We start from the raw sequence: 22,392 nt of genomic DNA on the forward strand, positions 1-22,392 counted from the left end.
GGACCGCTTCGGCGGCCCCGCGGCAGTCGCGCCGGAGAGGGCGGGCGGACCCGGACGGGCCCGGATGCTCAGGCGGCGGACCTCGCGCCGCCGCCGGTGGCCGCGGCCCACTCGACCAGCAGCCGCTGGTACTGCTCCTCGTCCTCCGGGGACAGGCAGCCGCCCGAACGCTGCCACAGGTCGCGAATGTCTTCATTCACCACTGCTGCGGGACGCACGGAACCGGACGGGCACGGAGTCGGGGACATGCCTACCAGGCTAAGGCCCCGATGTGACAATCCGACCCATTGCGCGTCAGGGACATCTCTCACATGTCTCTCAGGCAACCTCGGAGGCCAGACCGAGCTCCCGCAGGCCGTCCGGCCGCTCGTCCACCGGGAGATGGTCCACGAAACGTACCTCGCAGCCCAGCGCGGCCGCCCCGGCGTCGGCGTGCCGGTCGTCGCCGACCATCACCACATCGGCCGGATCCTGTCCGAGAAGTGTGCAGGCGGTGTGGAAGAGGCGTGCGTCCGGCTTGTGGACGCCGTGCTCGAAGGACAGTACGTACGTGTCGACGAAGCCGTCCAGGCCGTGCGCCCGGAAGACCGGCCTCAGGTCCCACCCGATGTTGCTCACCACGCCGACCGCGACACCGCGGTCGCGGAGCGAGGCCAGCACCTCCGCCGCGTCCGGGTAGGGCCGCCAGGCGGCCGGGGCCATATGGCGTTCGTACAGCGCGTCGTACAGCCCCGGATCCGGCAGTTCGACCTGCCGCGCCAGACCGGTGTACGCCTCGCGATGCTGCCGGGCGCTCTCGTCGCGGGCGGCCCAGGCGCCCGCCAGCTCCTCCGGGACCTGCGCGGGAGGAGGACCGCCCGGCAGCGCACCGGAGGCCTCCAGCTCACGTACCCACCGCTCGAAGCCGGCCTCGTCCGGACTCACCTCCCGCTCGGCGAGGGCCGCGGCGAGCCAGGAACCGACGGACTCGATCCGGAAGAGCGTCCCGGAGAAGTCGAAGAGCACACCCTTGATCGGCATGGCCCCGATCCTCGCCGACGCGGTGACCGCGGGGCAAGGATGCCCGGTCAGGCGGCGTCCGGCGCCCGGTCGCGCGAGGTGTAACGGTCGTACCCGGCGGTCGCGAAGGCGGCCAGGGCCGCTCCCAGCAGCCACCCGCCCAGTACGTCGGACGGCCAGTGGACGCCCAGGTAGAGCCGGGTGAGACCGACGCCGAGCACCGAGATCCAGGCGGCGGCGAAGGCGGTCCGCCGGATCCAGGGACGGGCCCCGGACCGGCGCAGCAGCCACAGCAGCAGCACGCAGCTCACCATGGCGGTCATCGCGTGTCCGGATGGGAACGCCGCGTAGTGCGCGGAGTCCACCGGATCGGGCCAGCGGGGGCGCTCGCGGCCGACGGCGGCCTTGATCCCCTGCTGCAGCAGGCTGGAGAACAGGCTCGTCACCGCCACCCAGGCCGCGAGCAGCCGGGCGCCGCGCCACCACAGGAGCACCACGGCGACGGCGATCAGCGCGCGCATCGTCCAGGGGTCCCACAGCCAGTCCGTCAGCACCCGGTTCACATGGACGAGGCCGGGCTCCGTCACCGCCCGCCGGTGCAGCGCTTCGGCGACCGCACGGTCCAGGCGCATCAGCGGGGACCAGCGCGCGGCGACCAGGGCGAGCAGCACCAGGGCGAGGACGCCGCAGACGATGCCCGTCCACGGAGCCGGAGCCGGGGTGCGGGCGGGGCGCGTGGGGGAGAGGGGCGGGGAGTGCATGAGGTGATCCTTGCCGACGGGCGGGTCGTACGGCCATCCCGGCGCGGCGGGCAGGACGTCCGGGTGCCGTGTCCGGCCGCCGGCGAAAACGCGTACGACAACGCCCGGTCGGGCTGTCCGGCTGCCGCCGGACCCGGGAACTCCCGGTCCTGCTATCCCAGTGCGCTGAGCGCCGGAACGAACGCCACCAGAAGCGGGACCACCGGCAGGAGCGTGGCCGCCGCGGTGAGCCGCAGCCGGCGGCCCGCCGTCAGCCGCCCCGCGGGCGCCAGCAGCCGGTTCACCCGCAGGGGCATCTGCGCGTCCGGCGTCGGGCACGGGCCGAACACGCCCCGGTCCTCGTTCAGTTCGACCAGTGCGAGCGCGGTCGTCAGCCGCCCGAAGCGCCGTGAGGCCGTGTCGTCGGCGGCCAGTTCCACGAGCCGGTGCATCTCGCCGCGGAACGCCGCGAACACCGGAATCTGCGGGAAGCCGGACGCCAGCGCGGCCGAGCAGTTGAGCAGCCAGTCGTGCCGGGCGTTCGCATGCCCCTGTTCATGGGCGAGCACCGCGTCGAGCTGACGGCCTTTCAGCCGTCCCAGCGCGGCGGTGGTGATGACGAGCCGGGGCGCGGTGCCGGGCAGCCACCAGGCGTCGGGACGTTCCCCCTCCAGGACCACGAGCCGGCCGCTGCCGGGCTCCTCGCCGGGCATCAGCGGTGAACGCACCAGGAGTTCGGCGCGCCGTCCCCTGCGTTCCAGCCGGACGCGACGGATCTCGCGGGTCAGCATCGCGGCCGTCCACAGACCGCCGAGAGCCAGCAGCACGGCCATCACGGCCGACCACGGGCCGTAGGCCGCCAGAGCGTAGGCCTCGACCACGGCGTGCGGGGCGGGTGCGAACACATGGCCGCGCACCGCCTGCCAGGCCGCCGCCGCGCTGAACGTCATGGACAGTCCGAACGAGAGCAGCACCCCCGCCACCACGCACTGCCACACCCACAGCGCCACCACGGGCTCGCGCTCCGGCCACTCGGCCCGCGCCATCAGCCGCGGGGTCACGACGGCGGCCAGTGCACCGAGCAGCAGCAGCACGAGGGAGACCAACATGGCGTCAGCCTATGAGGGGCGCGGTACACACGGGTATGGCTGCGCTCGGCAAGTGACGCACGCCACGGTTTGTGGAGGCTCCCGTCTCACAGAGCGAGCAGCATCGCGAACATCGCTATGCCCATGGTGAGCCGGCAGGCCAGCGCCAGCTCCGGCCGGGTCCCCCAGCCGGCCGCCGGTGTCCCGCCGGTCAGGGTTCCGCCGGTCACGGTCCCGCCCCCTGCCGCCGCCGCGGTCACCGGTATCAGCCGCGCCCCGGACCGCAGGACGTACACGGTGTAGTAGACGAGGAGCAGCCCGGTCAGCAGGGGCACGCCGCCGGCGGCCGCCATGGCGTGGGAGGCGTGGCCGCCGTGCCCCGTCCCGCCCGACCGCGCCATCACCACGGACATGTAGACCATCGCCGAGGAGCCGACCAGGTGGTGCAGATGGTGACCGCTGCGGCGGGAGAACCACAGGGCGCGCACCGCGGCGGCGCCGAAGAGCACGGCGTACAGCGCCCATCCCCACGCGGGCGGGGCGACGACAGCCGCCGGCATCGCCATGGCGGCCATGCCGAAGCCCATCAGCGCCTCGGCACGCGCCGCTCTGCGCTCCTCCCCGGTCCCGCTGCGGGTCCGCAGCAGGCAGTACGCGCCCGTCACCGCGCACAACGTCATCAGCAGCCAGCCGGACATCGCGGGTCCGTGCACAGCAGACCTCCCCCTGGGCGAACGACATCGCCGTCGTCTAGTCGATGCCCGGGCCCGCACCCTCGTACGCGGCGCACTGGGGTACAGGGGGAGCGCGCGACGGGAGTGTATTGCGGCGCCGAGGCCTCAGGGCCGATAGCGCAGCGGGTGCTCCGCCGGCACTTCGACGACGGCGATGCGCACCCCGTCCGGATCGGCGATCCACATCTCGTCGAGCCCCCAGGGCTCGCGCAGCGGCGGCCGCAGGACCTCCACACCGCGGGCCGACACCTCCGCGTGGACGGCCCGGACATCGGCGACCTGGAGCCACAGCCGCAGTCCGGGGGCGGGCGGCGCGTCACCGCGACCGGACAGCTCCAGGAACCCGCCGCCGAGGAAGTAGACCGTCCCCCGCTCGGGACCCGTACCGAATTCGCGGTAGACGGGGAGCCCGAGGGACTCCCCGTAGAACGTCCGTGACCGTTCGGGATCCGTGGGGGTCACCAGGATCCGGCTGCTCAGCACATGAACCATGGTCCGGACTCTAAGGGCTGCCCCGCCGGGAGTTACGCTGCTGCGGCACGGCCGAAGCAGAGAACGGAGAGCCTCACCATGGACACCGCCCCGCCCCGGGACTCGGGACAGCTGACCTTCCGCGACGCGACCGAAGCGGATGTGCCCGCCCTCGTGGAGCTGATCCAGGCCGCGTACCGCGGTGACTCCAGCCGCGCGGGCTGGACCACCGAGGCCGACATCCTGGAGGGGCAGCGCACCGACCCGCAGGGCGTGCGCGACGTGGTGGAGGCCCCCGGCAGCCGACTGCTCGTGGTGGAGCGCGACGGCGAGACCGTCGCCTGCTGCCAGCTCGAACACCGGGGCGAGGCCGCCTACTTCGGCATGTTCGCCGTGCGTCCCGCACTCCAGGGCACGGGCCTCGGCAAGGTGATCATCGCCGAGGCCGAGCGCACGGTCCGCGAGAGCTGGGGTGCGCGTGAGATGCACATGACCGTCATCTCGGTGCGCGAAGACCTGATCGCCTGGTACGAGCGCCGCGGCTACCGCCGTACGGGAAAGCTGAGCCCGTTCCCGTACGGCGATGAGCGCTTCGGTGTTCCGCAGCGCGACGACCTCGCCTTCGAGCTGCTCGTCAAGGACCTGCCCGAGGCCTGACCCGGGCCCGCGGCTCGGCTACGCGGTGAAACGGCCGGCGCGGCGGATCTCCGGGAAGTCGGTGGTCGCGCCGTCGAGCCCGAGGCCACGGGCCAGCCGCAGATGGTCCTGGGTGTTGACCACCCAGCCGACCACGGTCAGCCCCTCGGCGTGGGCCTTCTCGACCAGTTCCAGCGTGATGCGCCGGACGTTGAGCACCAGCCGGGTGGCGCCCACCGCCTTCGCGCGGTCCACCACGTCGTCGCCCCAGCGGCTGGCCACGAGAGCCGTCCGCACCCCCGGCACCAGCTGCGCGATCTCGGCGATCGCCTCGTCGTGGAACGAGATCACCTCGACCCGTTCGACGAGATCGCGCCTCCGCATCACCTCGGCGAGCGTGCGCGCGGCGGCCACGTCCTTGATCTCCGCCTGCAAGGGGGAGCGCACGGCGTCGAGGACCTCCTCGAAGACCGGCACGCGTTCCCCCTGACCGGCGTCGAGCTCACGCAGCTCCGCCAGGGTCTTCTCGGCGATCGGGCCCTTGCCGTCGGTCGTGCGGTCCACCTCGGCGTCGTGCATGACGGCGAGCGCGCCGTCCTTGCTCAGATGAAGGTCCAGCTCGATGAGGTCCATGCCGGCCTGTTCGGCGTGGACGAACGACCGCAGGGTGTTCTCCGGCTCGACACCCATCACCCCGCGATGACCGATGGTGAGAAAAGACAAGGCACTCTCGCTTCCGTCGACGGCGTCTCCCCGCGTGCTGCTCCTACCCACGCGGCACTACGGCATGACCGCAGTCCCGCAGCCTAAGGGCTGTCCCGCAATTCCTGGCGGGCGCACGACGACAGCTACGGCACCTCTCCCCCGTGGCCGGAACGGCACGGGGGGACCCCCTCCGTTGCCGAATCGCCCGAATGCGCCCAGTATGCGGGCGCCTCTCCGCCTTGCGATGCACCGCATCTGACGCCGCGCGCTGATCCACCAGGAATTGCGGGACAGCCCTTGGTGTCCGGTCGCGGCCGGGGCGGGCAGGACGGCCCGGGAGGGTCCATGACGGCCGTTCGTACGTGGAAGAGGTTGCCCGAGCGCTGGACGGCAGGAAAAATCGCGGTGACCATGGGGATGTGCAGGATAATTTTCAGGTCCCCACTTGTCTTGGAGAACCGCACACGGATACGGTTGCTTGACGCGAGGTTCTCCCGTGGAGGAAGTGTTATGACGGAAATTCTTGTGCACGACGTCGCCGCCGGTGACATACCTTCCGCTCAGCGGGTGGTCGAGCACCCTGCCTGGCCCGCGCTCAAGAATGCCGTGGAGGAGATCCGTCCCTGGCAGTCGAAGGACGGTTCCATCGACTTCGACGCCGATGGCGCGCCCACGCGGGCCCTTGCCGGGTCGGCACTGGAGCGAGTGGCCGCCGCGGTCGAGGAGCTGTCGCCGCTCCTCCCGCACGACGCCGCGTACCACCGTGCCCTCGTCCTGGACCTGCGCCGCTGGGCCGCCGACGGATTCGGCATCCCCGACTTCCTCGATTCGCTGCTGGCCTTCCAGCCGGCCAAGGACCGCGCCGACGGGCTCCAGCACCTCGTCGTCTTCGCGATGTACACGCAGAACGGCAATCCCGACCGCAACCTCGAAGCGGTCGTGCTCCGGATGGTCTGGCCCGAGTGGCTCGCGGACCTGGAGGCGACCCGCTACGACAACCCGCTGTTCTGCGGCATCACCTTCGAGGACTTCACCTCCGGGTACGACACCAACTCCGCGGTGCTCTTCCCGGAGACCATCGCCGTGCGCGAGGCCCCCGAGCGCTTCAGCTGGGGCGGCATCTTCTGTGACCGCGAGGCCGCCCGCTTCCGCCGGGTCACCGAGGCCTCCGTCGAGCTCCTGGGCGTCGAGCTGCCCGAGGACATCCGCGACATGGTCGGCGACCAGCAGCGCTGTGAGCAGGCCTTCGTGCTCTGGGACATGGTCCACGACCGCACGCACAGCCACGGTGACCTGCCGTTCGACCCGTTCATGATCAAGCAGCGCCAGCCGTTCTGGATGTACGGCCTGGAGGAGCTGCGCTGCGACCTCACCGCCTTCAGGGAGGCCGTGAAGCTGGAGGCCGACGGCTTCGGCCAGGGCCGCGACGTGCAGTACGCCGTGCTCTTCGACCGGATGTTCCGCTTCCCGGTCACCGGCGAGCGCGTCCGCAACTACGACGGCCTCGGCGGCCAGCTCCTCTTCGCCTACCTCCACAAGCACGACGTCGTCCGCTGGACGGACAACACCCTGAAGATCGACTGGGAGCGTGCCCCGCAGGTCACCAACCAGCTCTGCGCCGAGATCGAGAAGCTCTACCGGGACGGCATCGACCGCCCCAAGCTCGTCCACTGGTTCGCGGCGTACGACATGGTCGCCACCTATCTCGCCCCGCACCCGGGATCGCGCTGGGCCAAGGGTCCCGACGCCCTGGATCTCTCGCTGCCGCCCCGCAAACTCGTCGACGACGTGCTTCCGGACGAGTTTCCCCTGAGCATGTTCTATGAGGCGCTCTCCAAGAAGCTGAAGAACGTGATCGCCTCCACCAAGGGGATCACCGCCGCGGAAGCCGGGCAGGCGGCCGCGTGAGCGCACGTCGTGAGGAGGCGGTGGCCATGAACGGAAACGGCAGGGGCAGCGGGAGCGGTGCGCTCGAAGGGGCCGTGGTCGCGGTCGCCGGAGCGGCGGGACCCGCCGGCCGGGCGGCGCTGCTGAGGCTCGCCGAGGCGGGCGCGGTCGTCGTCGCCTCCGACGCGAACGCCACCCGGCTCGCGGAGGCCGTGGACGCGGCCCGTTACGCCCACGGCGGCGCCACCGTCACCGGCGACACCGTGGACCTGCTCGATCTCGGTGCCGCCCGTGAATGGGCCGACAAGACGGAGAAGGAGTTCGGCCGGATCGACGGTCTGGTCCACCTCGTCGGCGGCTGGCGCGGCAGCCCGACCTTCGCCGAGACGGACCTCGCCGACTGGACGCTGCTGGAGAAGCTGCTGATCCGCACGGTCCAGAGCACCTCGCTGGCCTTCCAGGACGGTCTGCAGCGCAGCGACCGCGGCCGCTATCTGCTGATCAGCGCGGCCGGCGCGAGCAACCCCACCGCGGGCAACGCCGCCTACGCGGCGTCGAAGGCGGCGGCCGAGGCCTGGACCCTCGCGCTCGCGGACGCCTTCCGCAAGGCGGGGGGCGACCAGGGGCCGCAGAGCGCGGCTGCGATCCTGGTCGTGAAGGCATTGGTGCACGACGCCATGCGCGCCGAGCGCCCGAATGCGAAGTTCGCGGGCTTCACCGACGTCAAGGAGCTGGCTGATGCCATCGCCGGCGTCTGGGACCGGCCCGCCCCGGAAGTGAACGGAAAGCGCCTGTGGCTGACCCCGCAACCGTAAGGACCGACGCGCGTCGTCATCACGACCCGCAGGTACGCGGATTCGCCAGTGACAACTACGCGGGGACCCACCCAGAGATCCTCGCGGCCCTCGCCCTCGCCAACGGCGGCCATCAGATCGCCTACGGCGAGGACGACTACACCGGTCACCTCCAGCGCGTGATGCACAGCCACTTCGGACCCACCGCCGAGGCTTTTCCGGTCTTCAACGGAACGGGCGCCAACGTGGTCTCGCTCCAGGCGATGACCGACCGCTGGGGCGCCGTCATCTGCGCCGAGTCCGCGCACATCAACGTGGACGAGGGAGGCGCGCCGGAGCGGGTCGGCGGGCTCAAGCTGCTCACCGTGCCCACCGAGGACGGCAAGCTCACGCCGGAGCTCATCGACCGGCAGGCGTACGGCTGGGACGACGAGCACCGCGCCATGCCCCAGGTCGTCTCGATCACCCAGAACACCGAGCTGGGCACGGTCTACACCCCCGACGAGATCCGCGCCATCTGCGAGCACGCCCACGGGCACGGCATGAAGGTCCATCTCGACGGGGCCCGGATAGCCAACGCCGCGGCCTCCCTGGACGTGCCGATGCGGACGTTCACGAACACGGTCGGCGTCGACGTGCTCTCCTTCGGCGGCACCAAGAACGGGGCCATCTTCGGCGAGGCCGTCGTGGTGCTGAACCCGGACGCCGTCCGGGCGATGAAGCACCTGCGCAAGCTGTCGATGCAGCTCGCCTCCAAGATGCGCTTCGTCTCGGTGCAGCTCGAGGCGCTGCTGGCCGGCGACCTGTGGCTGCGCAACGCCCGGCACGCCAACACCATGGCCCAGCGGCTCGCCGAGGGCGTCCGCGCGGTCGGCGGCGTGGAGATCCTCTATCCCGTCCAGGCCAACGCCGTCTTCGCCCGGCTGCCGCACGCGGTGAGCGAGCGGCTGCAGAAGCGCTTCCGGTTCTACTTCTGGGACGAGAAGGCCGGTGACGTGCGCTGGATGTGCGCCTTCGACACCACGGAGGACGACGTCGACGCGTTCCTCCTCGCCCTGAAGGAAGAGATGGCGGCGGCGTAGCGTTCCACCATGCATGAATATGCGGTCGACCGGAAATGCATTGACTCCGGTCGGCCGCTTCCCTACGCTCGACGCTCATGGAGCTGACGCAGCAGATCCCGGAGATCTCCGCCTACCTGACGGCCGACGAGGCAATCGACCACGGGCATCCGCTGGTCCGCGAGACGGCCGCACGACTGCGCTCCGAGGCAACGGACGCATACTCATACGCCGTCGCTGCTTACGCCTTCGTACGTGACACCGTCACGCACTCCGCGGACTCGGGCGATATGCGGGTCACCTGGCGCGCCTCGGACGTCCTCGCCACCCGCAACGGCATCTGCCATGCCAAATCGCACGCCCTGGCCGCACTCCTGCGTGCGGAGGGCATCCCCGCCGCCCTCTGCTACCAGGCGCTCGCGGACGACTCCGGGGATCCGGGGGCGGTCCACGGGCTGGTGGCGCTGAGGCTGCCGGGCCGTGACCGCTGGGACCGGCAGGATCCGCGGGGCAACGTGCCGCCGGGTGTGGACGCGCAGTTCTCGCTGGACGAGGAGCGGCTGGCCTGGCCCGTCCGGCCGGAGTTCAATGAAGTGGACTATCCAGTACTCTATGCAGCACCGCATCCGGAGGTGCTGCGCGCCCTGCGGACGGCCGCCGACCGCGCGGAACTCTGGCGCACACTCCCGACAGCACTCTGACGACACCCACTCCAGGCAAGGTATCGATGACCCCGACCATCACCGTCTCCGACGAGGTACGCGCCCTCGCCCCCGGCTTCACCTGCCTCGCCGTGGAGGCGCACGGCCTGGTCAACGGACCCAGCGACGTGCGGAGCTCGGCCCTCCTGGACGACGCGACGCGACGCCTCGCCGAGCGGCTCGACGGCCGGCCCCCGCACGAGGACCCCCACCTCGCCGCCTGGCGCGACACCTACACCGCGTTCGGCGCCAAGCCCTCACGTACCCGCAACTCCGCCGAGGCGCTCGCCAAGCGGGCCCTGAGCGAGGCGGGGCTGCCCCGGATCAATCTGCTGGTCGACCTCTACAACGCGATCAGCGTCGCCCATCTGATCCCGGTCGGCGGCGAGGACACGGACCGCATCGAGGGGGCCATGCGGCTCGTGCGCTCCACCGGGCGCGAGCCCTTTCCCACCGTCGCGGGTGGCGAGGAGACCATCGAGCACCCCGAGCCCGGCGAGGTCGTCTGGCGCGACGACGAGGGCGTCACCTGCCGGCGGTGGAACTGGCGCCAGGGAGTACGCACCCGGCTCACCGAGGAGTCGGTGAACGCCCTCTTCCTGCTGGAGAGCCTGGCGCCGATGTCCGCCGGTGAACTCGAGGCGGCCGGCACCGAACTCGCCGAGTCCCTGGAGAAGCTGAGCCCCGGAGCGCGGATCACCGTCCGCACTCCGGAGTGACGTTTCGGCCGCACTCCGGGCCGGCGCCCGTCAGCTGCGCTCGCGGACCTCGGCGGCCGTCGGAGCCGTACCGCCGAGGTGCGAGGGCACCCACCAGGTGTCGCTCGCGTCCTTCGGGCGCACCGGGTAGGCGCGCTGGGCCGCTTCGAGCAGCTCCTGCACGCGCTCCCGCAACCGCCGGGTGATCGCACCCGCGTACTGGTCGGTCGGGGCCTCCAGCGGCTCACCGACCCGGATCGTCACCGGGATGTGGCTGCGCCTGAAGTTGCGCGGGCGCCCCTTGGTCCACAGCCGCTGGGTGCCCCACAGCGCCATCGGGATCAGCGGAACGCCGGCCTCCTGGGCGAGACGGGCCGCACCCGACTTGAAGCTCTTGAGCGTGAAGGACTCCGAGATCGTCGCCTCGGGGAACACGCCGACGATCTCGCCGGAGCGCAGCGAGGAGAGGGCGTGCGCATACGCGTCCTCGCCCTGCTTCCGGTCGACGGGGATGTGCTTCATGCCGCGCATCAGCGGTCCCGAGACCTTGTGCCGGAACACCGATTCCTTCGCCATGAACCGCACCAGCCGCTTCTGCGGCAGCGCCGACAGCCCGGTGAAGATGAAGTCCAGATAGCTGATGTGGTTGCTGACCAGAACCGCGCCACCGGTCTTCGGGATGTGCTCCGAACCCTGAGTGTCGATCTTCAGGTCGAGCGCCTTGAAAAACGTACGAGCGGCGCCGATGACCGGCCGATAGACGAGTTCTGCCATCTGGAGAAGACCCTTCTTCAGCGCCTGGGGAGGGTTCTCCCGGCGGAAGTTACGCAGCCGTAGGTTTTCGGCATTGGGCCGATCGTGCCCCATGCGCGTCGTGGTGGCCAGTCTCGGCGGGCGCGGGGCGCGAGATTCTCGTCACGTGGAACGGCCGGGAATGTCCGGGCGGCCGTGGGTGCTGACCCTTTGCGTAGAGCTCTGACAGGAGGCCGAAGGTGGACGGGCAGGCAGATACGAACAGGCTGGACACGGCCCAACTCGGCGTGGAATTGGGGGAGCGGGCGACGCTGGTCCAGTTCTCCAGCGCGTTCTGTCAGCCGTGCCGGGCGACCCGTCGCACCCTCGCCGAGGTGGCGGGGATGGTCGACGGTGTCGCCCATGTGGAGATCGACGCCGAGGCGCATCTCACTCTTGTGCGCGCGCTGGACATCAGCCGGACCCCGACCGTGCTGGTCCTCGACGCCGCCGGCCGCATCGTCCGCCGGGCCGTCGGACAGCCACGCACCGCCGACGTCGTCGCCGCGCTGGGACAGGCGATATGACGGGCCGTGATGCTTCTCCCACCTGATGGGACGGTCTTGACTGCAACCGCCACGCATCGTCACTCTGACGCTATGCCGCCAGTACTCCTTCTCTACGGCCGGGTCCACGTCGACCTCGCCCGCAACGCGAGTGCGCGCTGTCCGGATGCCTGAGCATCCACGGCCCCGTACCTCCGACGTGCAGAAGGACATCTCCATGACGGCATCACCCGAACTCGGCAACGCCCGGACCGCCTCGCCCGACCTCCTCCGCTCCGTGTTCCGGCAGCACGCCGCCGGCGTCGCCGTGATCACCGCGGCCGGTGACCGGCCGGTCGGTTTCACCGCCACCTCCCTCAACTCCGTCGCGGCCGACCCGCCGCTCATCTCCTTCGGCGTCGGCACCTCGTCCTCCAGCTGGCCGGTGGTGGCGGAGGCCGAGCACATCGGCGTCCACATACTCGGCGATCACCAGCGGGAGCTGGCCGCCACCTTCGCGCGCAGCGGCGCCGACCGGTTCGGCCCGTCCACCCGATGGAGCAGCGGGCCCGAAGGCGTCCCGGTGCTGGACGGCGTGCTCGCCTGGCTGGTCTGCCGGGTCGTGGCCAGGATCCCGGCGGGGGACCACCGCATCGTGATCGCGCAGGCGGTCGTCGGTGATCCGGCCGGCGGCGGCCGTCCGCTGGTCTATCACCAGGGCAGGTTCACGGCTCTGCGAGACTGACCTCGCCGTGGTGGCATCCGAGCGCCCGGCGTTGGCCAGATCACAGCGCAAAGCGCTTGCTCATTGAACACCCAGTGGGTGTACTGGCGAGTAATATTACGGTCGGTGCGCCGGTCGCCCCGACCGGAAATCGCCCCATCAGGCGCCTATGCTGCGTGCAACAAGGCAGCCCGGAAATGACGATGCAGTAGGAGAGCCGGCGTGAGCTTGAGGATCGTTGTCTGTGTGAAGTACGTGCCCGACGCGACCGGTGACCGGCATTTCGCCGATGACCTGACGTTGGATCGTGAGGATGTCGACGGGCTGCTGTCGGAGCTGGACGAGTACGCGGTCGAGCAGGCGTTGCAGATCGCGGATGCGGCGGACGATGCGGAGGTCACCGTGCTGACGGTGGGTCCGGAGGACGCCAAGGACGCGTTGCGCAAGGCGTTGTCGATGGGTGCGGACAAGGCCGTTCATGTCGAGGACGACGATCTGCACGGCACGGATGTGATCGGTACGTCGCTGGTGCTGGCGAAGGCGATCGAGAAGACGGGTTACGACCTGGTGATCTCGGGGATGGCGTCGACGGACGGCACGATGGGTGTGGTTCCGGCGCTGCTGGCCGAGCGGCTGGGTGTGCCGCAGGTGACGCTGCTGTCCGAGGTGTCGGTCGAGGGCGGTGTGGTGAAGGGCCGCCGGGACGGTGACACGGCGTCCGAGCAGCTGGAGGCGTCGCTGCCGGCGGTGGTGTCGGTGACCGACCAGTCCGGTGAGGCCCGTTACCCGTCGTTCAAGGGGATCATGGCCGCGAAGAAGAAGCCGGTCGAGTCGCTGGACCTGGACGACCTGGGGATCGACGCGGACGAGGTCGGCCTGGGTGGCGCGTGGACCGCGGTCGACTCCGCCGCGCAGCGTCCGGCCCGTACCGCGGGCACGATCGTCAAGGACGAGGGCGAGGGCGGCAAGCAGCTGGCCGAGTTCCTGGCCGGCCAGAAGTTCATCTGAGCCCCGGCCGTACCCCTTCACCGCCCCCGCCTACCTCGCACACGCAGGAGATTGAAGTCCCATGGCTGAAGTTCTCGTCTATGTCGACCACGTGGACGGTGCCGTCCGGAAGCCCACCCTGGAGCTGCTGACGCTCGCCCGCCGCATCGGCGAGCCCGTCGCCGTCGCCCTGGGCAACGGCGCCGCGGACACCGCCGCCGTGCTCGCCGAGCACGGTGCCGTCAAGGTCCTGACCGCCGACGCCCCCGAGTTCGCCGACTACCTCGTCGTACCGAAGGTCGACGCGCTCCAGGCCGCCTACGACGCGGTGTCCCCGGCCGCCGTGCTGCTGCCCTCCTCCGCGGAGGCCAAGGAGATCGCGGCCCGCCTCGCGGTCCGGATCGGTTCCGGCATCATCACCGACGCCGTCGACCTGGAAGCCGGCGATCAGGGCCCGGTCGCCACGCAGTCCGCGTTCGCCGCCTCGTACACCACCAAGACCCGTGTCTCCAAGGGTGCCCCGGTCGTCACCGTCAAGCCGAACTCGGCCCCGGTCGAGCCGGCACCGGCCGCCGGTGCCGTCGAGGCCCTCACGGTCTCCTTCTCGGCGCAGGCCACCGGCACCAAGGTCCTCTCGCGCACCCCGCGCGAGTCGACCGGGCGTCCGGAGCTGACCGAGGCCGCGATCGTCGTCTCGGGCGGCCGTGGCGTCAACGGCGCGGAGAACTTCGCGGTCATCGAGGCCCTCGCCGACTCGCTTGGTGCCGCCGTCGGCGCCTCGCGCGCCGCGGTGGACGCCGGCTGGTACCCGCACTCCAACCAGGTCGGCCAGACCGGCAAGTCCGTCTCGCCGCAGCTCTACATCGCCTCGGGCATCTCCGGCGCGATCCAGCACCGGGCCGGCATGCAGACCTCGAAGACCATCGTCGCGGTCAACAAGGACGCCGAGGCCCCGATCTTCGACCTCGTCGACTACGGCGTCGTCGGTGACCTCTTCAACGTCGTCCCCCAACTCACCGACGAGGTCAACACCCGCAAGGGCTGACCCCCACGGCACACAGCACAGCACGACGGCCCGGGGCCGCGCGGTGAACCCACCGCGCGGCCCCGCACCGTTTCCGATCACCATTGACGCAGGTACGACAGCCTTATAACTTCACTATACGGATTGTTGATTCCGGGAAGCGGAAACAACGAGAGTGCGGAGGGTGCGGAGATGGGTCAGCAGGAGAAGGTGGCGACGAGCCTCGCCGGTGCGGTCAGCGACGGGATCAGCGCCTCCCTCACGGCGGTGGACGCCGAACTCGCCCGCCGCTACCCGGGCGACCCCGGCACGCGCCAGCCCGTCCACACGGTCTACGTACCCGGGGACGCCTTCACCGAGGGCACCATCCGCTCCTGGGGCGACCAGGCACTGCGGTCGCTCGACGAGCACGCCCCCGACGCCGCCTCGCTCGCCGCGGTCCTCGGCATTCCGGACGAGCTCGCCGGCCCCGTCCACGACCGCGTCCGCGCCAAGCTGGAGCGCGAGCCCGTCGAGGACCTGCGGATCGACTTCGAGGACGGCTACGGCCCCCGCTCCGACGCCGAGGAGGACGAGGCCGCGGCCCGGGCGGCCCGGCTGATCTCGGAGGCGTACGCCAACGGCACGGCGGCCCCGTACATGGGCATCCGGATGAAGTGCATGGAAGCCGCGGTACGCGACCGGGGCATCCGCACCACGGACGTCTTCCTCACCGGCCTGATGGAGGCGGGCGGCCTGCCCGACGGGCTCGTGCTGACCCTGCCGAAGGTGACGTACCCCGAACAGGTCACCGCCTTCGTCCAGCTCCTCGAGGCCTTCGAGAAGGCTCACGCCCTGCCCTCCGGGCGGCTCGGCTTCGAGATCCAGATCGAGACCAGCCAGTCCATCCTCGCGGCCGACGGCACCGCCGCCGTCGCCCGGATGATCGACGCCGCGCAGGGCCGGGCGACCGGACTGCACTACGGCACGTTCGACTACAGCGCCTGCGTCGGGGTCAGCGCCGCCTACCAGGCGAGCGACCACCCGGCGGCCGACCACGCGAAGGCCGTCATGCAGGTAGCCGCCGCGGGCACCGGGGTGCGGGTCTCCGACGGCTCGACCAACGTCCTGCCCGTCGGCCCGACCCCGCAGGTCCACGAGGCCTGGCGACTGCACTACGGCCTCACACGGCGCGCTCTGGCCCGCGCCTACTACCAGGGCTGGGACATGCACCCGGGCCACCTGCCGACCCGCTACGCGGCCGTCTACACCTTCTACCGCGAGGGCCTGGAGCAGGCCGCGGCCCGGCTCGCCGCCTACGTGGCCAAGGCCGGCGGCGACGTGATGGACGAACCCGCCACCGCCAAGGCGCTCAGCGGCTACCTGCTGCGCGGCATCGACTGCGGCGCCCTGGACACCGCCGAGGTGGCCCGGCTGACCGGACTGACCCGCGCGGACCTCGACGCCTTCGCCTCACCGCGGCGCGGCGGGCTGACCGTCACGGCACCGTAGCCGGTACCGCACCGTGTGAACGATCCGGTCGTCCCGGGCGCCGGCGTGTGCCGCGCCCGGGACGACCGGATCACCGGCGTTGTATCGGGCCTCCGATACGCCGCGCGCGCTGGGTGAGTCTGCTGCGGAGCCGCATGCTCACCAGGACGCCGACGAGCAGCACGAGGACGACGAGGCTGGTGACCCGCCAGAGGATGCTGTTCAGCACGGTGACCACGCCGATGAACGCGAGGCCGAGCAGGAACACCATTTCGCGGAGTTCCTTCTTGAGCTGGTAGGTACGGCTGCAGCGGATGCGTACGGTGGCCAGCCACTGTCCCTCGACGCCGAGTCCGGACCACAGCCTGCGGTCCAGGAACGCCCACGGCAGGTCCGGATAGGTGCCTAGCGCGTCGAGCGAGCTCGGATAGCGGCTGGTCATGTCACCGCCGTGCAGCTCGGTCCGGCGGCTCTGCACCTCGTCGCTCGTCTGGATGGCCTTCAGTTCGAGGATCGGCACGATCCCGTTCTCGTCCGGGAAGCCCTCCAGCACCACGTCATCGCCGCTGGACACGCCGATGAGCTGAAGCGTGAGGGCGTCCAGCAGGCAGACCTCGTGCTCCGCGCTGGCGCGGTCGCCGTCCTGGATCCGGCAGGTGATGTAGCTCTGCTTGCCGAACAGCAGATCCTGCCAGCGGTGTCTGCGCTTGGGGAGCGTGGCCGGGCGCACCGTGATCGCTTCGCCCGGCTCGACCCCCACGCAGATCCGCAGCGAGCGGTCGACCTGCACGGTTCGCCGGTCCTCGCGGTCGATGTCGGCAGCGACCACCACGTTGGCCAGAGCGCCGAGCCGCTCGTGCCGGGCAGCGGGAATCTGAACGTTCTGCACGATCACATGGCTCGGGTGGCGCAGCGTGGCGGCGAGCCCGGCCGAGATCCTGACGACACCCGAACCGCGCTGGTCGTACGTATCGGGGGTGCGGGCGGCGTGGAAGGCGTTCGGCGGCAGGTCATTGGCCGGGTGGATGTCGTCGTACGGAATGTTCGACGGCGCCTCGGGGACCAGGTCCTCCAGCCCGGACCGTGTGGTGCGTTCCTCGTCCTGGAACAGCCGGGTGCCCTTCTCGCAGAGCTGTTCGTCGCCCCGGGCCCGCGAGCTGAACTCGTCGGGCGTGTCACCGAACCACTCCCGCAGGCGCCGTGACTCCGAGAGCAGGTCGGTGAGCAACTGCCGCTCGCCGGGGTGCGTCCTGGGGGCGCCCGTTCCGTCGTGGATCACGCCGTAGCGGTGTACATACGCGTAGACGCCGCCCAGCCGCTCGCCGGAGGGCAGCTCGACGGGGAAGTCGTCGCCCGGCAGGAACACCCGGTCGTACTCGCCACCGGGTGTGAAGACGCCCTCGCTGCCGTCGACGATCTCCAGCTGGGCCGCGTCCAGCCAGGTGACGAACAGGTCGCGGGTCCTGCCCGGCGTGTGGAAGGGGGACGCCGAGACGTAGCCGAGCGGACTCACATAGGCGGAGACCCCGACCCCGATGCCGGTGGAGCGGACCTTCACCATGGGAATGGTCGAGGAGACGCCCAGCCCTTCCATCTTGTGCCGCAACTGCGCCGGGCAGGCGTTGGAGCCGATCGAGAGCACCGGGTACCGCTCCCCGATCAGCGGTTCGTTGGAGCTCATGAGCGCGTAGTCGAGCGGTACGGCACGACTCGACGCGGCGTTGCCGTTGAATCCGTTGTCCGGGCTCTCCACCAGCCACTGGGCGAGCCGCCGGTTCTGCTTGGGCCGTAACCTCAGGTACTCGTTCCGATGCAGCAGGCCCGATTCCACGGGCCAGGCCCCCGGGTAGATGAGCGGGTGTTCGCGTGGCGCTTCATCAAGGCCCAATGCCTCAAGAGTGCGTTCGTTCACCTTGCTTCTGACCTTCCCCGGAAATTAGGAATACGGGCGCAGTGCGTCCGACATCCTAGTGAACCGGGCACCGCGCCTCCCAGAAGGCCAGAAGGTGCGAATCCGCTCAAGTGTTCTCAGGACGGGCGCAGTTCGCCCGAACCGCGGGCGATCAGTCGCGTCGGGAGTTCGACGCGGGCCGGTGAGTGGTCGGCCCCGTCGAGGCGGCGGAAGAGATGTTCGGCCGCGGTGCGGCCGACTGCCGCCGCGTCCTGGGAGATGACGGTGATGCCGAGCAGATCCGCCAGCTCGATGTCGTCGAAGCCGACCAGGGCGACCGGCCGCTCCCGGCCCGCGAGGACGCGCACCGCGGTCACCGTCACACGGTTGTTGCCCGCGAAGAGCGCGGTGACGGGTTCCGGGCCGGAGAGCATGGTCTCGGCGGCCACCCGGACGCGGTCCGGGTCCGTGGAGCCGAGTGAGACCCAGGAGTCCTCGACGGTGATCCCGGCGTCGGTCATCGCCGTGTGGTAGCCGCGCAGACGCTCGGTGGCGGTGTGGATACGGGGCTGGTCACCGATGAAGCCGATCCGGCGGTGGCCGTGGGCGATCAGGTGGGAGACGCCCTCGCGGGCGCCGCCGAAGCTGTCCGAGAGGACCATGTCGGCATCGATCCGGCCCGCCGGGCGGTCCACGAACACCGTCGCTATGCCGGCCTTGATCTCCGGTTCCAGATAGCGGTGGTCGTCGCCGGCCGGAATCACGATCAGCCCGTCGACGCGGCGCGCGCACAACGCGAGGACGAGTTCCTGCTCGCGCTCCGGGTCCTCGGCGCTCGAACCGTTGATGAGCAGGGCGCCGTGCGCCCGTGCCACCTCCTCCACCGCGCGGCTCAGCGGTCCGTAGAACGGGTCGGCGAGATCCTCCAGGACCAGGCCGATGGAGGCGGTGCGGCCCTTGCGCAGTACCCGTGCGCTGTCGTTGCGGCGGAAGCCCAGCGCGTCGATGGCCTCCTGGACGCGGCGCTCGGTGTCGGGTGTGACGCCCGGCTCGCTGTTGACCACCCGGGAGACCGTCTTGAGGCCCACTCCGGCGCGGGCGGCCACATCCTTCATGGTCGGCCTGTTGCCGTAACGGGGCTCGGGGTGACGGGTGGTCTCGGCCACGGTGCGCTGTCCTGTCGTCGGGTACGGGGCTGTCCGGACGGACCGCGGAGGGTACCGCTGGGGCGGCCGGAGGGTGTGGCGTCGAGCATAGGCCCTGGACAACGTTGTCAGCTGAATGGAGACTATGCAGACTATTCACTGAAGCCGCAGGTCCGCCCCCTCACCATCCGGAGCCCACACCGATGCATACCGACCTCGTCGCCGCGCTGGACATCGGCGGCACCAAGATCGCCGGAGCGTTGGTGGACGGCGACGGCACGCTCCGCGTGCGGGTGCAGCGTCCGACGCCCGCCCGGGAGGACGGCGAGACGGTGATGGCGGCCGTCGGTGAGGTGCTGGCCGAACTGACCGCCTCCCCGCTGTGGGGCCGGGCCACGGCCGTCGGGATCGGCAGCGCGGGTCCGGTGGACGCCGCGGCCGGGACGGTCAGTCCCGTCAACGTGCCCGGCTGGCGGGGCTTCCCGCTGGTGGAGCGGGTGAGCAGGGCGACCGGCGGGCTCCCGGTCGAGCTGGTCGGCGACGGCGTCGCGATCACCGCGGCCGAGCACTGGCTCGGCGCCGCCCGCGGCCATGACAACGCGCTGTGCATGGTCGTGTCGACCGGGGTCGGCGGCGGGCTCGTCCTCGGCGGTTCGCTCCACCCCGGCCCCAGCGGCAACGCGGGCCACATCGGGCACATCAGCGTGGATCTCGACGGCGATCCCTGCCCGTGCGGGGCGCGCGGCTGCGTCGAGCGCATCGCGAGCGGCCCCAACATCGCCCGCCGCGCCCTGGAGGGCGGCTGGCGGCCCGGCCCGGACGGCGACGCGTCGGCGGCCGCGGTCGCGGCCGCCGCACGGGCGGGCGACCCGGTCGCCGTCGCCTCGTTCGAACGCGCCGCGCAGGCGCTGGCCGCGGGCATCGCCGCGACGGCCACCCTGGTCGAGATCGACATCGCGGTGATCGGCGGCGGAGTGGCCGGCGCCGGCGAGGTGCTGTTCGCCCCGCTGCGCACCGCCCTGCGCCGGTACGCGACGCTCTCGTTCGTCCAGCAGCTCACCGTGGCACCGGCGGTCATGGGCAACGACGCCGGACTCGTGGGCGCGGCGGCCGCGGCCTTCGCCGCACGGGTCACCGCGGACGGGGCTGTGTCCGTCTAGCGGCGGTCCGGCTCTCCGGGCCGTCACGGAACCGCGGCCGGGTGGCGACGGCGGCTGTCGTCGCCACCCGGCCGTCCCGAGGACCTTCTGCCTCCCCGGGGCGGCGGCCTCAGCAGGTGATGCGGAGGTCCGCCCAGTCTGCGTGGTCGGAGTCGACGCCGTCGCCCCCGTCGGTGACCACCAGACGCACGACCTGCGCACCGCTCACGTCGGCCGAGACCGGCTGCGCGGCCATCGCGTTGGTCAGCACCCCGGTCGATGCCGCCTTCGTGCCGTCCGCCCAGATCTCGAAGCCCACGCTTCCCTTGTCGTCGCCCTTCTCGTCGTCGACCCCGACTCGGGCCGTCAGCGCGCTGCACGCGCCGCCCGTGTAGAACTCGACGGCACTGTCCGCGTGCACCCCCAGCCCCTTCGCGTACACCTCGCCGCCGATGGTGAGCGGATGGCCGTCACCGGCCGCGCTCTCACCGTTGCTGGTGTCCTTCTCGACCGGTCCGTAGCCGTTGGCCGCGGAGAGCTGCGGCAGATCGCTCAGGTAGCCGTCGCCGGCCGGTGGCGCCACCACCACGTGGGCCTGGAACGGTACGGAGGTCCGCACCCGCTGTCCCGAGGGCGAGCGGTACTGCGCGGTGAGTGTCAGATCGTAGGCACCGGTTGCCGTGCCGGCCGGAGCCGTGACGCGCCAGCGGGTGGTCAGCGCCCTGCCGGTCGGCAGGGCGGCAGCCGTGGTCGCGGAATCGGCCCTGACCCGCCAGCCGGCCGGCCCGGAGAGCGCGGCCGACACCTTCACGGCGGGCGTCCGGCCCAGGCCGGTGACCGTGGTGGTCAGCTGCTGCGTGCGGCCGGCCTCCACGAACGGGTTTGTGCCGAGCCCCAGTTCCACCGCGGGCGGATAGGCGGCCCAGTCGCTGTCGGCGGCGACACGCAGCAGGACGGTCCCATGGGCCGGGACGGTCGCCGAGAGGCTGCCCGCCGTGTTCTGCGTGGTGTGCGCCCAGAGATCGCGCACGGTGTACGCGGAGGCCTGCGGCAGCCCCGCCGCCGTAGCCGTCGTGGAGATCCGCTGCGCGCTCCCGGTCTCGTTGAACAGCGCCACCACCCGGCTGCCGTCCGCCATCTCCTTGGCGACGACCCAGCGCCCGCCCTCGGACGAGAGCACGGTGCCCTGCTTGCCGAGCGGGTCCTGGTCGACGGCGATGACCTCGTGGTTCGCGAGGATCTCGTACGTCTCGGGCGTCGCCGTGCGCAGATCGGAGCCGATGAGCAGGGGTGCGGCCATCACCGACCACATGGAGAAGTGGGTGCGGTACTCCGTGTCCGTCATCCCGCCGTTCCCGACCTCCAGCATGTCGGGGTCGTTCCAGTGGCCGGGGCCCGCGGCCGCCGCGAGCGGCAGGTTCTGCTTCATGATCGACAGCATGCTGCCCCAGCTGTCGTTGATGTCGCCCGTGGTGCGCCAGAGATTGCCCAGACCGGCGGCCCACTCCCAGGGTTTGTTCTCGCCCCATTCGCAAATGCTGTAGACGATGGGCCGGCCGGTCGCGGCCAGCGCGTCACGCATCGTCGTATAGCGCTCCTTGGCGTCCACGCCCTGGTTGTTGCAGTTGTCGTACTTGAGATAGTCGACGCCCCAGTCTGCGAACTGCTGAGCGTCGCTGTACTCGTGCCCGAGCGCGCCCGGGAGTCCGACGCTGTCGCAGGTCTTGGTGCCCGCGCTGGTGTATATGCCGAGCTTGAGCCCCTTCGAGTGGACGTAGTCGGCGACCGCCTTGATCCCGTTCGGGAATCGCGCCGGATCGGCTTCCAGCTTGCCGTCCGCGTTGCGCTGCGGCTTCGCCCAGCAGTCGTCCAGATTGACGAACTCGTAGCCCGCTTCCCTGAGTCCCTTCGCCACGAAGATATCGGCGATGCCCTTCACCATCGCCTCGTCGAACTCGGCCCGGCAATGGGTCGAGTTCCAGTTGTTGAACCCCATGGGGGGTGTGAGGGCGAGACCGTTGCCGGCCCGCGCGGCGCCTGGTGTCGCGGACGCGGTGGCGGGGGACTGGGCGGCGGCGGGAACGGTGACTCCCGCCGCGCACAGCAGGCCCGCGGCGAGCGCTCCGATGACTCTGCGGCGGCCTGTTCGGGTTGTACGGCTTGGAAGATGACGCATCGTTACGTTCCTCCTGGCTCGTGCCGAAACGGGTGGCGACATGTG

General features: G+C 71.1%; 22 protein-coding genes and 1 pseudogene. 12 read left to right on the top strand and 11 right to left on the bottom strand.

Going from position 1 to position 22,392, the window contains the following annotated elements; all coding sequences use genetic code 11:
• Positions 1-68: 68 nt before the first annotated feature.
• The 6 genes from OG521_35210 to OG521_35235 form a co-directional block, all read right to left on the bottom strand.
• Positions 69-248 (bottom strand): hypothetical protein, encoded by a 180-nt coding sequence (locus tag OG521_35210; protein WUW25730.1) that lies wholly within the window; start codon positions 246-248, stop codon positions 69-71.
• Positions 249-318: 70 nt separating this feature from the next.
• Complete coding sequence (locus tag OG521_35215; GenBank protein ID WUW25731.1) at positions 319-1,020, bottom strand: HAD-IA family hydrolase; 702 nt, start codon at positions 1,018-1,020, stop codon at positions 319-321.
• A 47-nt stretch (positions 1,021-1,067) separates the two neighbouring features.
• Complete coding sequence (locus OG521_35220) at positions 1,068-1,760, bottom strand: phosphatase PAP2 family protein (protein ID WUW25732.1); 693 nt, start codon at positions 1,758-1,760, stop codon at positions 1,068-1,070.
• Positions 1,761-1,912: 152 nt separating this feature from the next.
• Positions 1,913-2,848, bottom strand: a complete 936-nt coding sequence (locus tag OG521_35225; GenBank protein WUW25733.1) for a M56 family metallopeptidase — start codon at positions 2,846-2,848, stop codon at positions 1,913-1,915.
• 86 nt (positions 2,849-2,934) lie between these two features.
• A complete protein-coding gene (locus OG521_35230; protein WUW25734.1) occupies positions 2,935-3,540 on the bottom strand; it encodes a DUF5134 domain-containing protein in 606 nt (201 codons plus the stop codon).
• 126 nt (positions 3,541-3,666) lie between these two features.
• Positions 3,667-4,053: a VOC family protein gene (locus OG521_35235; protein ID WUW25735.1), complete on the bottom strand. Its 387-nt coding sequence runs from the start codon at positions 4,051-4,053 to the stop codon at positions 3,667-3,669.
• Positions 4,054-4,131: 78 nt separating this feature from the next.
• Between OG521_35235 and OG521_35240 the strand changes: the two genes are divergently transcribed.
• Positions 4,132-4,689 (top strand): GNAT family N-acetyltransferase, encoded by a 558-nt coding sequence (locus tag OG521_35240; protein WUW25736.1) that lies wholly within the window; start codon positions 4,132-4,134, stop codon positions 4,687-4,689.
• A gap of 18 nt (positions 4,690-4,707) precedes the next feature.
• Here the strand turns inward: OG521_35240 and OG521_35245 are convergent, their stop codons facing one another.
• Positions 4,708-5,391, bottom strand: coding sequence for a glycerophosphodiester phosphodiesterase family protein (locus OG521_35245; GenBank protein ID WUW25737.1), 684 nt, complete (start codon positions 5,389-5,391; stop codon positions 4,708-4,710).
• A 492-nt stretch (positions 5,392-5,883) separates the two neighbouring features.
• Between OG521_35245 and OG521_35250 the strand changes: the two genes are divergently transcribed.
• The 5 genes from OG521_35250 (at position 5,884) to OG521_35270 (ending at position 10,535) form a co-directional block, all read left to right on the top strand.
• Positions 5,884-7,281 (top strand): DUF6421 family protein, encoded by a 1,398-nt coding sequence (locus OG521_35250; protein ID WUW25738.1) that lies wholly within the window; start codon positions 5,884-5,886, stop codon positions 7,279-7,281.
• Positions 7,282-7,307: 26 nt separating this feature from the next.
• Positions 7,308-8,075: an SDR family NAD(P)-dependent oxidoreductase gene (locus OG521_35255; protein WUW26907.1), complete on the top strand. Its 768-nt coding sequence runs from the start codon at positions 7,308-7,310 to the stop codon at positions 8,073-8,075.
• Positions 8,054-9,136: a low specificity L-threonine aldolase gene (locus OG521_35260; protein ID WUW25739.1), complete on the top strand. Its 1,083-nt coding sequence runs from the start codon at positions 8,054-8,056 to the stop codon at positions 9,134-9,136. The genes OG521_35255 and OG521_35260 overlap by 22 nt, the downstream gene beginning before the upstream one ends.
• A 77-nt stretch (positions 9,137-9,213) precedes the next feature.
• On the top strand, positions 9,214-9,816 hold the full coding sequence (locus OG521_35265) for a transglutaminase family protein (protein WUW25740.1): 603 nt from the start codon (positions 9,214-9,216) through the stop codon (positions 9,814-9,816).
• Positions 9,817-9,842: 26 nt separating this feature from the next.
• Positions 9,843-10,535 (top strand): phenylalanine--tRNA ligase beta subunit-related protein, encoded by a 693-nt coding sequence (locus OG521_35270; GenBank protein ID WUW25741.1) that lies wholly within the window; start codon positions 9,843-9,845, stop codon positions 10,533-10,535.
• Positions 10,536-10,565: 30 nt separating this feature from the next.
• On the opposite strand, the gene OG521_35275 is transcribed toward OG521_35270, so the two are convergent.
• Positions 10,566-11,288 carry a 1-acyl-sn-glycerol-3-phosphate acyltransferase gene (locus OG521_35275; protein WUW25742.1) on the bottom strand — a complete coding sequence of 241 codons (723 nt, stop codon included), beginning with the start codon at positions 11,286-11,288 and terminating at the stop codon, positions 10,566-10,568.
• A 218-nt stretch (positions 11,289-11,506) separates the two neighbouring features.
• Here OG521_35275 and OG521_35280 point away from each other — a divergent pair, with 218 nt between their 5' ends.
• The 5 genes from OG521_35280 to OG521_35300 all read left to right on the top strand — a co-directional run bounded on the left by OG521_35280 (position 11,507) and on the right by OG521_35300 (position 16,017).
• On the top strand, positions 11,507-11,833 hold the full coding sequence (locus OG521_35280) for a thioredoxin family protein (GenBank protein WUW25743.1): 327 nt from the start codon (positions 11,507-11,509) through the stop codon (positions 11,831-11,833).
• Between the two features lie 196 nt (positions 11,834-12,029).
• Positions 12,030-12,536 carry a flavin reductase family protein gene (locus tag OG521_35285; protein ID WUW25744.1) on the top strand — a complete coding sequence of 169 codons (507 nt, stop codon included), beginning with the start codon at positions 12,030-12,032 and terminating at the stop codon, positions 12,534-12,536.
• A gap of 201 nt (positions 12,537-12,737) precedes the next feature.
• On the top strand, positions 12,738-13,523 hold the full coding sequence (locus OG521_35290) for an electron transfer flavoprotein subunit beta/FixA family protein (GenBank protein WUW25745.1): 786 nt from the start codon (positions 12,738-12,740) through the stop codon (positions 13,521-13,523).
• A 61-nt stretch (positions 13,524-13,584) separates the two neighbouring features.
• Positions 13,585-14,547, top strand: coding sequence for an electron transfer flavoprotein subunit alpha/FixB family protein (locus tag OG521_35295; protein ID WUW25746.1), 963 nt, complete (start codon positions 13,585-13,587; stop codon positions 14,545-14,547).
• Positions 14,548-14,718: 171 nt separating this feature from the next.
• Complete coding sequence (locus tag OG521_35300; GenBank protein ID WUW25747.1) at positions 14,719-16,017, top strand: HpcH/HpaI aldolase/citrate lyase family protein; 1,299 nt, start codon at positions 14,719-14,721, stop codon at positions 16,015-16,017.
• A 1,048-nt stretch (positions 16,018-17,065) separates the two neighbouring features.
• Here OG521_35300 and OG521_35305 read toward each other — a convergent pair.
• Both OG521_35305 and OG521_35310 read right to left on the bottom strand, forming a co-directional pair.
• Positions 17,066-17,908: pseudogene (locus OG521_35305) on the bottom strand (hypothetical protein).
• Positions 17,909-18,024: 116 nt separating this feature from the next.
• On the bottom strand, positions 18,025-19,053 hold the full coding sequence (locus OG521_35310; protein ID WUW25748.1) for a LacI family transcriptional regulator: 1,029 nt from the start codon (positions 19,051-19,053) through the stop codon (positions 18,025-18,027).
• Positions 19,054-19,235: 182 nt separating this feature from the next.
• On the opposite strand from OG521_35310, the gene OG521_35315 reads away from it, so the two are divergent.
• Positions 19,236-20,192 (top strand): ROK family protein, encoded by a 957-nt coding sequence (locus tag OG521_35315; GenBank protein ID WUW25749.1) that lies wholly within the window; start codon positions 19,236-19,238, stop codon positions 20,190-20,192.
• 109 nt (positions 20,193-20,301) lie between these two features.
• On the opposite strand, the gene OG521_35320 is transcribed toward OG521_35315, so the two are convergent.
• Complete coding sequence (locus tag OG521_35320) at positions 20,302-22,347, bottom strand: NPCBM/NEW2 domain-containing protein (GenBank protein WUW25750.1); 2,046 nt, start codon at positions 22,345-22,347, stop codon at positions 20,302-20,304.
• Positions 22,348-22,392 lie beyond the last annotated feature (45 nt).

This window comes from Streptomyces sp. NBC_01463 (assembly GCA_036227345.1).
GTDB lineage: Bacteria > Actinomycetota > Actinomycetes > Streptomycetales > Streptomycetaceae > Streptomyces.

Bases quoted from the DNA above. Each gene is read 5' to 3' on its own strand.
- OG521_35215 (WUW25731.1), bottom strand. From the start codon at position 1,020: ATGCCGATCAAGGGTGTGCTCTTCGACTTCTCCGGGACGCTCTTCCGG.
- OG521_35315 (WUW25749.1), top strand. From the start codon at position 19,236: ATGCATACCGACCTCGTCGCCGCGCTGGACATCGGCGGCACCAAGATC.
- OG521_35295 (WUW25746.1), top strand. From the start codon at position 13,585: ATGGCTGAAGTTCTCGTCTATGTCGACCACGTGGACGGTGCCGTCCGG.
- OG521_35320 (WUW25750.1), bottom strand. From the start codon at position 22,347: ATGCGTCATCTTCCAAGCCGTACAACCCGAACAGGCCGCCGCAGAGTC.
- OG521_35225 (WUW25733.1), bottom strand. From the start codon at position 2,848: ATGTTGGTCTCCCTCGTGCTGCTGCTGCTCGGTGCACTGGCCGCCGTC.
- OG521_35300 (WUW25747.1), top strand. From the start codon at position 14,719: ATGGGTCAGCAGGAGAAGGTGGCGACGAGCCTCGCCGGTGCGGTCAGC.
- OG521_35255 (WUW26907.1), top strand. From the start codon at position 7,308: ATGAACGGAAACGGCAGGGGCAGCGGGAGCGGTGCGCTCGAAGGGGCC.
- OG521_35240 (WUW25736.1), top strand. From the start codon at position 4,132: ATGGACACCGCCCCGCCCCGGGACTCGGGACAGCTGACCTTCCGCGAC.
- OG521_35210 (WUW25730.1), bottom strand. From the start codon at position 248: ATGTCCCCGACTCCGTGCCCGTCCGGTTCCGTGCGTCCCGCAGCAGTG.
- OG521_35235 (WUW25735.1), bottom strand. From the start codon at position 4,053: ATGGTTCATGTGCTGAGCAGCCGGATCCTGGTGACCCCCACGGATCCC.
- OG521_35250 (WUW25738.1), top strand. From the start codon at position 5,884: ATGACGGAAATTCTTGTGCACGACGTCGCCGCCGGTGACATACCTTCC.
- OG521_35265 (WUW25740.1), top strand. From the start codon at position 9,214: ATGGAGCTGACGCAGCAGATCCCGGAGATCTCCGCCTACCTGACGGCC.
- OG521_35275 (WUW25742.1), bottom strand. From the start codon at position 11,288: ATGGCAGAACTCGTCTATCGGCCGGTCATCGGCGCCGCTCGTACGTTT.
- OG521_35270 (WUW25741.1), top strand. From the start codon at position 9,843: ATGACCCCGACCATCACCGTCTCCGACGAGGTACGCGCCCTCGCCCCC.
- OG521_35285 (WUW25744.1), top strand. From the start codon at position 12,030: ATGACGGCATCACCCGAACTCGGCAACGCCCGGACCGCCTCGCCCGAC.
- OG521_35220 (WUW25732.1), bottom strand. From the start codon at position 1,760: ATGCACTCCCCGCCCCTCTCCCCCACGCGCCCCGCCCGCACCCCGGCT.